Source organism: Klebsiella sp. P1927 (assembly GCF_018204675.1).
Taxonomy (GTDB): Bacteria; Pseudomonadota; Gammaproteobacteria; order Enterobacterales; family Enterobacteriaceae; genus Klebsiella; species Klebsiella pneumoniae.
The window spans coordinates 936376-950355 of record NZ_CP073377.1 but is presented as its reverse complement, the minus strand read 5'-3'; the positions used below and the strand labels follow the sequence as shown (position 1 = coordinate 950355).

7 protein-coding genes, 1 tRNA gene and 3 rRNA genes are annotated in these 13980 nt (G+C 55.6%); 5 read left to right on the top strand and 6 right to left on the bottom strand.

Annotated features, from left to right (window positions below):
* Window positions 1-20: 20 nt before the first annotated feature.
* Entirely contained in the window at window positions 21-1106 is a 1086-nt protein-coding gene (locus tag KB892_RS04930; RefSeq protein ID WP_002914089.1) for a tRNA/rRNA methyltransferase, read from the bottom strand.
* A 203-nt stretch (window positions 1107-1309) separates the two neighbouring features.
* Between KB892_RS04930 and trxC the strand changes: the two genes are divergently transcribed.
* The 5 genes from trxC to KB892_RS04905 all read left to right on the top strand — a co-directional run bounded on the left by trxC (window position 1310) and on the right by KB892_RS04905 (window position 7030).
* Entirely contained in the window at window positions 1310-1735 is a 426-nt protein-coding gene (gene trxC / locus KB892_RS04925) for a thioredoxin TrxC (protein ID WP_002914091.1), read from the top strand.
* 69 nt (window positions 1736-1804) lie between these two features.
* Window positions 1805-2503, top strand: a complete 699-nt coding sequence (tapT, locus tag KB892_RS04920) for a tRNA-uridine aminocarboxypropyltransferase (RefSeq protein WP_002914092.1) — start codon at window positions 1805-1807, stop codon at window positions 2501-2503.
* A 34-nt stretch (window positions 2504-2537) separates the two neighbouring features.
* On the top strand, window positions 2538-5189 hold the full coding sequence (locus KB892_RS04915; RefSeq protein ID WP_004188841.1) for a bifunctional acetate--CoA ligase family protein/GNAT family N-acetyltransferase: 2652 nt from the start codon (window positions 2538-2540) through the stop codon (window positions 5187-5189).
* 120 nt (window positions 5190-5309) lie between these two features.
* Complete coding sequence (gene pssA, locus KB892_RS04910) at window positions 5310-6665, top strand: CDP-diacylglycerol--serine O-phosphatidyltransferase (protein ID WP_002914094.1); 1356 nt, start codon at window positions 5310-5312, stop codon at window positions 6663-6665.
* A 41-nt stretch (window positions 6666-6706) separates the two neighbouring features.
* Window positions 6707-7030 carry a YfiM family lipoprotein gene (locus tag KB892_RS04905; RefSeq protein ID WP_002914095.1) on the top strand — a complete coding sequence of 108 codons (324 nt, stop codon included), beginning with the start codon at window positions 6707-6709 and terminating at the stop codon, window positions 7028-7030.
* 3 nt (window positions 7031-7033) lie between these two features.
* Here KB892_RS04905 and KB892_RS04900 read toward each other — a convergent pair whose 3' ends face one another.
* The 5 genes from KB892_RS04900 to KB892_RS04880 all read right to left on the bottom strand — a co-directional run bounded on the left by KB892_RS04900 (window position 7034) and on the right by KB892_RS04880 (window position 13832).
* Complete coding sequence (locus KB892_RS04900) at window positions 7034-8332, bottom strand: MFS transporter (RefSeq protein ID WP_002914097.1); 1299 nt, start codon at window positions 8330-8332, stop codon at window positions 7034-7036.
* Between the two features lie 410 nt (window positions 8333-8742).
* Window positions 8743-8858: ribosomal RNA gene (gene rrf / locus KB892_RS04895) — 5S ribosomal RNA — on the bottom strand.
* Window positions 8859-9047: 189 nt separating this feature from the next.
* Window positions 9048-11949 (bottom strand): 23S ribosomal RNA (locus KB892_RS04890).
* Window positions 11950-12131: 182 nt separating this feature from the next.
* Window positions 12132-12207, bottom strand: a tRNA-Glu gene (locus KB892_RS04885).
* 85 nt (window positions 12208-12292) lie between these two features.
* Window positions 12293-13832, bottom strand: a 16S ribosomal RNA gene (locus KB892_RS04880).
* Together the 16S, 23S and 5S rRNA genes with 1 tRNA gene alongside form the textbook arrangement of a ribosomal RNA operon.
* Window positions 13833-13980: the final 148 nt, after the last annotated feature.

Sequence of the window (13980 nt, the reverse complement as noted above, 5' to 3'; positions counted from 1 at the left end):
TTTGCATTCAGGCAGGCGAATCACGCCTTGTTCTGACGCCACCATTCCGCCAGCAGGACGCCGGTCGCCACAGAGACGTTCAGGCTTTCAACGTTGCCGGTACCGTCGATGGCAACGCTGAGATCGGCGCTGGAAATCGCCGCATCGGACAGACCATCACGTTCCTGGCCTAACGCCAGCACCATTTTCTTCGGCAGCTCGGCTTTAAACAGCGGGGTACCATTATGGCTGGACGTTGAGACAATCGCGTAGCCCGCTTTGCGGAACTGATCGAGGGTATCGATAAAGCTGTCGCCGGTGATCGGTTCAACATGCTCCGCACCGCCCTCCGCCGTACGGATCGCCGCCCCGGACTCCAGCACGCCGGCATCCTGAACCACCACGCCCTTCACGCCAAAGTGCGCGCAGCTGCGCATGATCGCCCCGAGATTATGTGGGTTACCCACATCTTCCAGCGCCAGAACGCAATCTTCTTCCCCGGCCTTCGCGACCCATTGAGCAACAGAAGTGCCGTGGCGTTTTTTGATCAGGAAGCAGACGCCGCCGTGGTGCTCGGTGCCGGAGGCTTTCGCCAGCTCGGCTTCGTCCACCACGTGATAGGCCTTACGGTTGGCCGCCATCCAGCGCAGCGCCTCTTTAAAGCGCGGCGTCACGCTCTGAATAAACCAGGCGCGAACGATAGCTTCCGGACGGCTCTGGAACAGCGCCTGGCAGGCGTTTTCGCCATATACGCGGGTCTCTTCCGCACGCTGACGACGCAGCACTTCCGGATCGATAAAGCTCTTCCCGCTGATCCCGCCGTGATCTTCTTTTACCGGCGTCTCATCGCCAGGAGCGCGGGAAACGGTACGCCACGGAGACGCATCGTCGCGATGAAAATCATCGCGTTTGCGATCGTCACGCTTACGGTCGTCACGTTTGCGATCGTCGCCGCGGCTGTTTCGTTCGTCACGCGCAGGGCGGCTGCGGCCGTCAACACGAGATTTTCCTGGACGACCTCCCCCTTTCCCGGTACGTGGGTTATGGGTGCGTTTGTCAGAATCATCATCACTGCGGACATACATCACTTTGACCTTGCCGCTTTTATTTTTCAGTTCGTCGCTCATCAATTTTCTCCACCTGCGCTGCGCGAAGCGCGCAGATTACCCGATGTGCCATCGCTTCGCCATGATTTCGTTTAAAAGCCGGCCTCTATTGCACTCATCGAACAAAACGCATTGTCCTCAAATAACACTTCATCGATAATATGTAACATCACAGAAACATATCGGCCACGTGCCACGTTGCAACCCATAACCAGAGGTTAGTTATGAATACCGTTTGTGCCAGTTGTCAGGCTCTGAACCGCCTCCCGGACGATCGTAGCGCGGATGGCGCAAAGTGCGGACGCTGCGGTCACGATCTTTTTGACGGCGACGTCATCAACGCGACCGGGGCAACGCTGGATAAACTCTTGAAGGACGATCTGCCGGTCGTTGTCGATTTCTGGGCGCCATGGTGCGGACCCTGCCGTAGCTTCGCGCCGATCTTTGAAGACGTCGCGGAAGAGCGTAGCGGGAAGATGCGTTTTGTGAAAGTCAACACCGAAGCGGAACGTGAGCTTAGCGCCCGGTTTCGTATCCGCAGCATCCCGACCATTATGATGTTCAAAAATGGCGAAGTGATCGACATGCTCAATGGCGCAGTGCCAAAAGCGCCATTCGATAGCTGGCTTAACGAAGCCGGCCAACAATAACCCTTCCGGGGCACCGCTTGTGCCCCGTTTTCACCTCTGCGACAATAGCGTTTTTCACTAGCGACTCCCATGACTGATAACGCTGTCCTTCGCCTGCGCGCCGAACGTCTCGCGCGAGCTACCCGCCCTTTCCTTGCGCGCGGCAATCGCATCCGCCGCTGCCAGCGCTGTCTGCTGCCGCTCAAGCAGTGCCTGTGCGCCACGTTAACCTCAGCGCAGGCCGCCAGCCGCTTCTGCCTGGTGATGTTTGATACGGAACCGATGAAGCCCAGCAACACTGGCCGGCTCATCGCCGATATTCTGCCAGATACCGAAGCGTTTCAGTGGTCGCGTACCGAACCGCCGCAGGCGCTGCTCGATCTGGTCGCCCATCCTGATTATCAGCCCATGGTCGTATTTCCGGCCTCCTATGCCGGGCCGGATCGCCAGGTCCTGAGCGCGCCGCCGTCCGGTAAACCGCCGCTGTTTATCATGCTCGACGGCACCTGGACCGAAGCGCGCAAAATGTTCCGTAAGAGTCCTTATCTCGACGCGCTGCCGATTATCTCCGTCGATCTGTCGCGCATCTCTGCCTACCATCTGCGCGAGGCGCACGCCGACGGACAATATTGTACCGCGGAAGTGGCCATCGCCCTGCTGGATCTGGCGGGCGATGCCCCGGCCGCCGCTGCGCTTGGCGAGCACTTCACCCGCTTCCGGACCCGCTATCTGGCGGGAAAAACCCAGCATAAGGGCAGTATCACAGCGGGCCAGGTGGAAAACGTTTAAAATCATTCGGTCACTGGGATGAAAGGAGACCGGTATGAGCCAACGAGGCCTGGAAGCGCTGCTGCGACCAAAGTCCATCGCCGTTATTGGCGCATCAATGAAGCCGCAGCGCGCTGGCTATCTCATGATGCGCAACCTGTTAGCCGGCGGCTTCAATGGCCCGGTGATGCCGGTCACCCCCGCCTGGAAGGCGGTTCTTGGGGTACTGGCATGGCCTACCATCGAGAGCCTGCCGTTTACCCCGGATCTGGCGGTGCTCTGTACTAACGCCAGGCGTAATCTCGAATTGCTCGAAGCCTTAGGGCAAAAAGGCTGCAAGACCTGCATCATCCTCTCTTCGCAGCCGGAACAGTACCCGGCGCTGCTCGAATGCGCCGCGCGCTATCAGATGCGTCTGCTCGGCCCCAACAGTCTCGGACTGCTGGCCCCATGGCAAGGGCTGAACGCCAGCTTTTCACCGGTGCCGATCCATCGCGGTAAACTGGCCTTTATCTCGCAGTCGGCCGCCGTCTCCAATACTATCCTTGACTGGGCGCAACAGCGCGAGATGGGTTTTTCCTACTTCATCGCCCTGGGCGATAGCCTGGATATTGATGTCGATGACCTGCTGGACTTTCTGGCCCGCGACAGCAAGACCAGCGCCATTTTGCTGTACCTCGAGCATCTCAGCGACGCGCGCCGCTTTGTCTCCGCCGCGCGCAGCGCTTCGCGAAACAAACCTATCCTGGTGATTAAAAGCGGCCGTAGTCCGGCGGCGCAGAAGCTATTGCACGCCAATTCCGGGATGGACCCGGCATGGGATGCGGCCATTCAGCGCGCTGGTCTGCTGCGGGTGCAGGATACCCATGAGCTGTTCTCTGCGGTGGAAACGCTCAGCCACATGCGCCCGCTGCGCGGTGAAAAACTGATGATCGTCAGCAACGGTGCGGCGCCGGCGGCGCTGGCGCTGGATGAGCTTTGGTTGCGAAACGGTAAGCTGGCGACTCTCAGCGAGGAGACGCGCGACGCCCTGCGTCAGGCGTTGCCGGTTGGCGTGGAGATCGCCAACCCGCTGGATCTACGCGATGACGCCAGTAGCGAACACTATCAGCGGGCGGTGAATGTTTTGCTCAACAGTCAGGATTATGACGCGCTGCTGGTGATCCACTCTCCCAGCGCCGCCGCGCCGGGCACCGAGAGTGCCCTGGCCCTGATTGACGCTCTGAAGCATCACCCGCGCGGTAAATATGTCACCGTGCTGACCAACTGGTGCGGCGAATTTTCCTCGCAGGAAGCGCGACGTTTATTCAGCGATGCCGGCCTCCCTACCTACCGTACGCCGGAGGGCACGATCACCGCTTTTATGCATATGGTGGAATACCGTCGCAACCAGAAACAACTGCGCGAGACGCCGGTGCTACCAGACTCCTTAACCGCCAATACCAGCGAGGCGCATGCTCTGCTGCAGCAAGCGATAGATGACGGCGCCACCACGCTGGATACTCACGAGGTCAGCCCGGTGCTTCGGGCCTATGGCATCCACACGCTGCCAACCTGGATTGCCGCTGACAGCGCGGAAGCGGTGCATATCGCTGAGCAGATAGGCTATCCGGTTGCGCTGAAGCTGCGTTCTCCGGATATCCCGCACAAATCAGAAGTACAGGGGGTCATGCTCTATTTGCGTACCGCCGCCGAGGTGCAGCAGGCTGCAGATGCGATGATCGATCGCGTCAAACTGGCCTGGCCCCAGGCGCGCATTCATGGATTGCTGGTGCAAAGCATGGCCAATCGCGCTGGCGCCCAGGAGCTAAGAGTAGTGGTTGAGCACGATCCCGTCTTCGGCCCGTTGATTATGCTGGGCGAGGGCGGCGTGGAGTGGCGGGCCGAGGACCAGGCCGCCGTGGCGCTGCCGCCGCTGAATATGAACCTGGCGCGTTATCTGGTGATCCAGGCGATCAAAAATAAGAAGATCCGCGGCCGCAGCGCCTTGCGCCCGCTGGATATCGCTGGCTTAAGCCAGCTGCTGGTTCAGGTCTCGAACCTGATCGTCGACTGCCCGGAGATCCAGCGCCTGGATATTCATCCCCTGCTCGCCTCCGGCAACGAGTTTACGGCGCTGGACGTTACCCTGGGGCTTGCTCCCTTCAGCGGCGACAGTGAAAGCCGTCTCGCTATTCGTCCCTATCCGCACCAACTGGAGGAGTGGGTGGTGATGAAAAATGGCGATCGCTGTCTGTTCCGGCCGATCCTCCCGGAAGATGAGCCACAGTTGCTCGCATTTATCGCCCAGGTCACCAAAGAAGATCTCTATTATCGCTATTTTAGTGAGATCAACGAATTTACCCATGACGACTTAGCCAATATGACCCAGATCGACTACGATCGAGAAATGGCGTTCGTTGCCGTCAGGACCAGCGCAGAGAAGAGCGAGATCCTCGGCGTGACGCGGGCGATCTCCGATCCCGATAATATTGACGCCGAGTTTGCCGTTCTGGTCCGTTCAGATTTAAAAGGGTTAGGCCTGGGGCGAAGGTTGCTGGAAAAGCTGATCGCCTATACGCAAAGCCATGGCCTGCAGCGCCTTAATGGTATTACGATGCCAAATAACCGAGGCATGATAGGCCTCGCCAGAAAGCTGGGATTCACCGTCGATATTCAGCTGGAAGATGGGATTGTCAGCCTGTCGCTGCCCCTGAATCAGGGATAATCGCGCGACGCTGACCGCAATTGTTGACCACATTAGCGGGTAGTAATGGTATTATTGCCCGCTTACGTCGTCTGCATGGTACAGAAGACCCTTCAATAAACAGAGAAGAAACGCACTGTGATGTTGTCAAAATTTAAGCGTAATAAACATCAACAACACCTTGCCCAACTCCCTAAGCTTTCTCAGTCAGTTGATGATGTAGAGTTCTTTTACGCCCCTGCGGAATTCAGGGAAGCGTTACTGACCCGGATTGCCCACGCCACTCAGCGTATATGCATTATTGCGCTCTATCTGGAGCAAGATGATGGCGGAAAAGGAATTTTGCAGGCCCTTTATGACGCCAAACGCCAGCGTCCGGAACTGGATGTCCGCGTTCTGGTGGACTGGCACCGCGCTCAGCGTGGCCGTATCGGCGCCGCCGCCTCTAATACCAATGCCGACTGGTATTGTCGGATGGCCAATGAAAATCCAGGGGTAGATATCCCCGTTTACGGCGTGCCGATTAACACCCGGGAGGCGCTCGGCGTTCTCCATTTCAAAGGCTTTATTATTGATGACTGCGTCCTCTACAGCGGCGCCAGCCTGAATGATGTTTATCTGCATCAGCATGATAAGTATCGCTATGATCGCTATCAGTGCATCCGTAACGGCAAAATGGCGGACATCATGTTCGACTGGGTCGACAACAATCTGGTTCAGGGGCGCGGCGTTAACCGTCTCGACAGACCGGATCGGCCAAGAAGCCCGGAAATCAAAAACGACATTCGCCAGTACCGTCAGGAGCTCCGCGACCGCAGCTACCATTTTGTCGGCACCGCTGGTGACGAAGAACTCTCCGTCACCCCGCTGGTAGGCCTGGGTAAATCGAGCCTGCTGAATAAAACCATCTTTCACCTGATGCCCTGTGCCGAACACAAGCTGACGATCTGCACCCCCTACTTCAACCTCCCTGCCGTACTGGTAAGAAATATCATCCAGCTGCTGCGCGATGGAAAACAGGTGGAGATTATTGTCGGCGATAAAACGGCTAACGATTTCTACATTCCTGAAGATCAGCCGTTTAAAATCATCGGCGCCCTTCCCTATCTGTATGAGATCAACCTGCGGCGTTTCCTCAGCCGGCTGCAGTATTATGTCAATACCGATCAGCTGATCGTCCGCCTGTGGAAGGATGACGATAACAGCTACCACCTGAAAGGCATGTGGGTTGACGATGAGTGGATGCTGCTCACTGGCAACAACCTGAACCCGCGCGCCTGGCGGCTCGATCTGGAAAACGCCATTCTGATCCACGATCCAAAGCGGCAGCTGGGGGCCATGCGGGAGAAAGAGCTGAAGCTCATCCGCACCCACACCACGGTAGTGAAACATTATCGGGATCTGCAAAGTATCGCCGACTATCCGGTGAAAGTGCGAAAACTGATCCGCCGTCTGCGGCGGATCCGCATTGACCGGCTGATCAGCCGTATTCTCTGACTATCAGCCCCGCCTCGACGGGGCTTTTTTCTGGAAGCGCTATGCGTACGATAATAGTGATTGCTTCGCTGCTGTTAACCGGCTGTAGCCACATGGCAAATGATGCATGGTCCGGTCAGGACAAAGCCCAGCATTTTCTGGCCTCAGCGATGCTCTCTGCCGCTGGCAATGAATATGCGCAACATCAGGGTTACAGCCGGGACCGCAGCGCCGCTATCGGCCTGATGTTTTCCGTCAGCCTTGGCGCCTCAAAAGAGCTTTGGGACAGCCGCCCGGCTGGGAGCGGCTGGAGCTGGAAGGATTTTGCCTGGGATGTCGCCGGCGCGACCACCGGCTACGCTGTATGGCAGTTGGCTCATCAGTAAGCGTTACAGACGCAACCCCTTCCCTTTGCGATGCAACATCAGGGAGACAAGGAAGGCAATGGCGGCCATCACCGTCACATACCAGTAGAACGCGTGCTCTATCCCTGCCGACTTAAGCGACAGCGCGACGTACTCCGCAGAGCCGCCGAACAATGCGTTCGCGACGGCATAGGACAACCCGACCCCAAGCGCGCGAACCTGAGCCGGGAACATCTCTGCTTTCAGGATGCCGCTGATCGAGGTATAGAAACTGACAATCAGTAAGGCGCAGATCACCAGGCCGAAGGCGGCATAGGGTGAGCTCACTTTTTGCAAGGCGCTGAGAATAGGCACGGTAAATAACGTCGCCAGCACGCCAAAGCACAGCATGGAGGTCCGGCGGCCAACTTTATCCGAGAAGGCGCCGAATAGCGGCTGAACCAGCATATAAACGAACAGCGCCGCGGTCATGATCACGCTGGCGGTGCTGGCCGTCATGCCCGCCGTGTTGACCAGATACTTTTGCATATAGGTGGTGAAGGTGTAGAAGGTCAGCGATCCGGCGGCGGTAAAGCCTAACACCATCGCAAAGGCCCGGCGATTGCGCCACAACCCTTTTAATGAGCCAGCCTCTTTCAGCGCCCGGGTCTCCTGCTTCGAGGTTTCGTCCAGCTGGCGACGCAGCCACAGCGCGACGATAGCCAGTACCGCCCCGAGGGCAAAAGGAATACGCCATCCCCAGGCATGGAGATCTTCATCGCTAAGCACCTGCTGGAGCGCCACAACCACTAATACAGCCAGCAGTTGACCACCAATCAGCGTAACGTACTGGAAGGAGGCATAGAAGCCTTTCTTTCCCTCCACCGCGACTTCACTCATATAGGTCGCACTGGTGCCGTATTCTCCGCCAACAGACAGCCCCTGGAACAGACGCGCCAGCAGCAGCAGCGCCGGGGCCCAGGTGCCGATCACCGCATAACCCGGCAGACAGGCAATCACCAGTGAGCCAAAGCACATCATGCAGACCGAGATAAGCATGGACGTTTTACGTCCCCGGCGGTCAGCGATCCGACCAAACAGCCATCCACCGATAGGACGCATCAGAAATCCGGCGGCAAATACGCCTGCCGTTTGCAGCAGTTGGGTGGTGGTATTTCCGGATGGAAAGAAGATGTGCGCGAAATAGAGCGAGCAGAATGAGTAAACGTAAAAATCAAACCATTCAACCAGATTCCCCGAGGAAGCGCCAACAATTGCCCAAATACGACGACGGGTATCGGCCAGTTCCGGCGCGCCCCGTTCGGTAATGCTACTTTCTGTCATTGTTATATTGCTCCAGCAAAGACTGCAATCTGTCTTGTCGGGCGTACCACGTCACGCAGACAAATTAATTAGTAAACTAAATGTTATATAATTGTTATACTTTTATATGTGATTGGATTCACATTTTTTTTCGCAAGCACGGTTTTCGCGATCATCGCCAGCGCAGGGGCAGGGAAAAAGTGGATTATGGCGAAGGGATTGCCATGACGGGGTTTTATTTTGCGTTGAAAGGAGATAATGGAGCGAACATGGCGTAATTTTCGCCGGAGGCGGTGCTGCGCACTTTGTCCGGGGTACGGTTTTGTAGCCCCGGTAAGCGCAGCGCCACCGGGGAGACATACCGGCACGCTGGCCGGACGACAGAAACGCAAAAAGCCCATCCGGCAGGATGGGCTCTTCACTTGTTTGATGCCTGGCAGTTCCCTACTCTCACATGGGGAGACCCCACACTACCATCGGCGCTACGGCGTTTCACTTCTGAGTTCGGCATGGGGTCAGGTGGGACCACCGCGCTAGTGCCGCCAGGCAAATTCTTTGTGCTCGTCCTGTGTCTTTTGCGCTCATACTGCGTTGGCTGCTCTCGCGAGTGTCAGTCACATACTTATGTATGCTCCTTCCATCGCGTCGTTTGCCGCCTTGTCTCAGCGCAAAATCCTTCGGACTCTGAATCAGAGCTGAAAATTCTCTCAAATCGCCAAAACATCTTCGGCGTTGTAAGGTTAAGCCTCACGGTTCATTAGTACCGGTTAGCTCAACGCATCGCTGCGCTTACACACCCGGCCTATCAACGTCGTCGTCTTCAACGTTCCTTCAGGAGACTTAAAGTCTCAGGGAGAACTCATCTCGGGGCAAGTTTCGTGCTTAGATGCTTTCAGCACTTATCTCTTCCGCATTTAGCTACCGGGCAGTGCCATTGGCATGACAACCCGAACACCAGTGATGCGTCCACTCCGGTCCTCTCGTACTAGGAGCAGCCCCCCTCAATTCTCCAGCGCCCACGGCAGATAGGGACCGAACTGTCTCACGACGTTCTAAACCCAGCTCGCGTACCACTTTAAATGGCGAACAGCCATACCCTTGGGACCTACTTCAGCCCCAGGATGTGATGAGCCGACATCGAGGTGCCAAACACCGCCGTCGATATGAACTCTTGGGCGGTATCAGCCTGTTATCCCCGGAGTACCTTTTATCCGTTGAGCGATGGCCCTTCCATTCAGAACCACCGGATCACTATGACCTGCTTTCGCACCTGCTCGCGCCGTCACGCTCGCAGTCAAGCTAGCTTATGCCATTGCACTAACCTCCTGATGTCCGACCAGGATTAGCTAACCTTCGTGCTCCTCCGTTACGCTTTGGGAGGAGACCGCCCCAGTCAAACTACCCACCAGACACTGTCCGCAACCCCGGTAAGGGGCCAACGTTAGAACATCAAACATTAAAGGGTGGTATTTCAAGGTTGGCTCCACGCAGACTGGCGTCCACGCTTCAAAGCCTCCCACCTATCCTACACATCAAGGCTCAATGTTCAGTGTCAAGCTATAGTAAAGGTTCACGGGGTCTTTCCGTCTTGCCGCGGGTACACTGCATCTTCACAGCGAGTTCAATTTCACTGAGTCTCGGGTGGAGACAGCCTGGCCATCATTACGCCATTCGTGCAGGTCGGAACTTACCCGACAAGGAATTTCGCTACCTTAGGACCGTTATAGTTACGGCCGCCGTTTACCGGGGCTTCGATCAAGAGCTTCTCCTTACGGATAACCCCATCAATTAACCTTCCGGCACCGGGCAGGCGTCACACCGTATACGTCCACTTTCGTGTTTGCACAGTGCTGTGTTTTTAATAAACAGTTGCAGCCAGCTGGTATCTTCGACTGGTCTCAGCTCCACCCGCAGGGGCTTCACCTACACACCAGCGTGCCTTCTCCCGAAGTTACGGCACCATTTTGCCTAGTTCCTTCACCCGAGTTCTCTCAAGCGCCTTGGTATTCTCTACCTGACCACCTGTGTCGGTTTGGGGTACGATTTGATGTTACCTGATGCTTAGAGGCTTTTCCTGGAAGCAGGGCATTTGTTACTTCAGCACCGTAGTGCCTCGTCATCACACCTCAGCCTTGATTATCCGGATTTGCCTGGATAACCAGCCTACATGCTTAAACCGGGACAACCGTCGCCCGGCTAACATAGCCTTCTCCGTCCCCCCTTCGCAGTAACACCAAGTACAGGAATATTAACCTGTTTCCCATCGACTACGCCTTTCGGCCTCGCCTTAGGGGTCGACTCACCCTGCCCCGATTAACGTTGGACAGGAACCCTTGGTCTTCCGGCGAGCGGGCTTTTCACCCGCTTTATCGTTACTTATGTCAGCATTCGCACTTCTGATACCTCCAGCAACCCTCACAGGTCACCTTCGCAGGCTTACAGAACGCTCCCCTACCCAACAACACATAGTGTCGCTGCCGCAGCTTCGGTGCATGGTTTAGCCCCGTTACATCTTCCGCGCAGGCCGACTCGACCAGTGAGCTATTACGCTTTCTTTAAATGATGGCTGCTTCTAAGCCAACATCCTGGCTGTCTGTGCCTTCCCACATCGTTTCCCACTTAACCATGACTTTGGGACCTTAGCTGGCGGTCTGGGTTGTTTCCCTCTTCACGACGGACGTTAGCACCCGCCGTGTGTCTCCCGTGATAACATTCTTCGGTATTCGTAGTTTGCATCGGGTTGGTAAGTCGGGATGACCCCCTAGCCGAAACAGTGCTCTACCCCCGAAGATGAGTTCACGAGGCGCTACCTAAATAGCTTTCGGGGAGAACCAGCTATCTCCCGGTTTGATTGGCCTTTCACCCCCAGCCACAAGTCATCCGCTAATTTTTCAACATTAGTCGGTTCGGTCCTCCAGTTAGTGTTACCCAACCTTCAACCTGCCCATGGCTAGATCACCGGGTTTCGGGTCTATACCCTGCAACTTAACGCCCAGTTAAGACTCGGTTTCCCTGCGGCTCCCCTATACGGTTAACCTTGCTACAGAATATAAGTCGCTGACCCATTATACAAAAGGTACGCAGTCACACCCGAAGGTGCTCCCACTGCTTGTACGTACACGGTTTCAGGTTCTTTTTCACTCCCCTCGCCGGGGTTCTTTTCGCCTTTCCCTCACGGTACTGGTTCACTATCGGTCAGTCAGGAGTATTTAGCCTTGGAGGATGGTCCCCCCATATTCAGACAGGATACCACGTGTCCCGCCCTACTCTTCGAGTTCACAGCCTGTGCATTTTGGTGTACGGGACTATCACCCTGTACCGTCGGACTTTCCAGACCGTTCCACTAACACACAAGCTGATTCAGACTCTGGGCTGCTCCCCGTTCGCTCGCCGCTACTGGGGGAATCTCGGTTGATTTCTTTTCCTCGGGGTACTTAGATGTTTCAGTTCCCCCGGTTCGCCTCGTTAACCTATGTATTCAGTTAACGATAGTGTGACGAATCACACTGGGTTTCCCCATTCGGACATCGCCGGTTATAACGGTTCATATCACCTTACCGACGCTTTTCGCAGATTAGCACGTCCTTCATCGCCTCTGACTGCCAGGGCATCCACCGTGTACGCTTAGTCGCTTAACCTCACAACCCGAAGATGTTTCACTTCTGATTGCGAAAATTTGAGAGACTCGAACACACATTAACTGTGTGTCGTTTCAATTTTCAGCTTGATCCAGATTTTTAAAGAGCAAATATCTCAAACGTCACCCGAAGATGAGTTTTGAGATAGTTCGGCACGCGTCTTTCACTCACGAACCAGCAAGTGGCGTCCCCTAGGGGATTCGAACCCCTGTTACCGCCGTGAAAGGGCGGTGTCCTGGGCCTCTAGACGAAGGGGACACTGAAGTCTCAATCGCAAGACGCCTTGCTTCTTTACGTTCATCAGACAATCTGTGTGAGCACTACAAAGGCAGGTTCTTTAAGGTAAGGAGGTGATCCAACCGCAGGTTCCCCTACGGTTACCTTGTTACGACTTCACCCCAGTCATGAATCACAAAGTGGTAAGCGCCCTCCCGAAGGTTAAGCTACCTACTTCTTTTGCAACCCACTCCCATGGTGTGACGGGCGGTGTGTACAAGGCCCGGGAACGTATTCACCGTAGCATTCTGATCTACGATTACTAGCGATTCCGACTTCATGGAGTCGAGTTGCAGACTCCAATCCGGACTACGACATACTTTATGAGGTCCGCTTGCTCTCGCGAGGTCGCTTCTCTTTGTATATGCCATTGTAGCACGTGTGTAGCCCTGGTCGTAAGGGCCATGATGACTTGACGTCATCCCCACCTTCCTCCAGTTTATCACTGGCAGTCTCCTTTGAGTTCCCGGCCGGACCGCTGGCAACAAAGGATAAGGGTTGCGCTCGTTGCGGGACTTAACCCAACATTTCACAACACGAGCTGACGACAGCCATGCAGCACCTGTCTCACAGTTCCCGAAGGCACCAATCCATCTCTGGAAAGTTCTGTGGATGTCAAGACCAGGTAAGGTTCTTCGCGTTGCATCGAATTAAACCACATGCTCCACCGCTTGTGCGGGCCCCCGTCAATTCATTTGAGTTTTAACCTTGCGGCCGTACTCCCCAGGCGGTCGATTTAACGCGTTAGCTCCGGAAGCCACGCCTCAAGGGCACAACCTCCAAATCGACATCGTTTACGGCGTGGACTACCAGGGTATCTAATCCTGTTTGCTCCCCACGCTTTCGCACCTGAGCGTCAGTCTTTGTCCAGGGGGCCGCCTTCGCCACCGGTATTCCTCCAGATCTCTACGCATTTCACCGCTACACCTGGAATTCTACCCCCCTCTACAAGACTCTAGCCTGCCAGTTTCGAATGCAGTTCCCAGGTTGAGCCCGGGGATTTCACATCCGACTTGACAGACCGCCTGCGTGCGCTTTACGCCCAGTAATTCCGATTAACGCTTGCACCCTCCGTATTACCGCGGCTGCTGGCACGGAGTTAGCCGGTGCTTCTTCTGCGGGTAACGTCAATCGCCAAGGTTATTAACCTTAACGCCTTCCTCCCCGCTGAAAGTGCTTTACAACCCGAAGGCCTTCTTCACACACGCGGCATGGCTGCATCAGGCTTGCGCCCATTGTGCAATATTCCCCACTGCTGCCTCCCGTAGGAGTCTGGACCGTGTCTCAGTTTCAGTGTGGCTGGTCATCCTCTCAGACCAGCTAGGGATCGTCGCCTAGGTGAGCCGTTACCCCACCTACTAGCTAATCCCATCTGGGCACATCTGATGGCATGAGGCCCGAAGGTCCCCCACTTTGGTCTTGCGACGTTATGCGGTATTAGCTACCGTTTCCAGTAGTTATCCCCCTCCATCAGGCAGTTTCCCAGACATTACTCACCCGTCCGCCGCTCGTCACCCGAGAGCAAGCTCTCTGTGCTACCGCTCGACTTGCATGTGTTAGGCCTGCCGCCAGCGTTCAATCTGAGCCATGATCAAACTCTTCAATTTAAGTTTGATGCTCAAAGAATTAAACTTCGTAATGAATTACGTGTTCACTCTTGAGACTTGGTATTCATTTTTCGTCCGAGGACGTTAAGAATCCATGTCACTTTGAGTGCCCACACAGATTGTCTGATAAATTGTTAAAGAGCAGTTG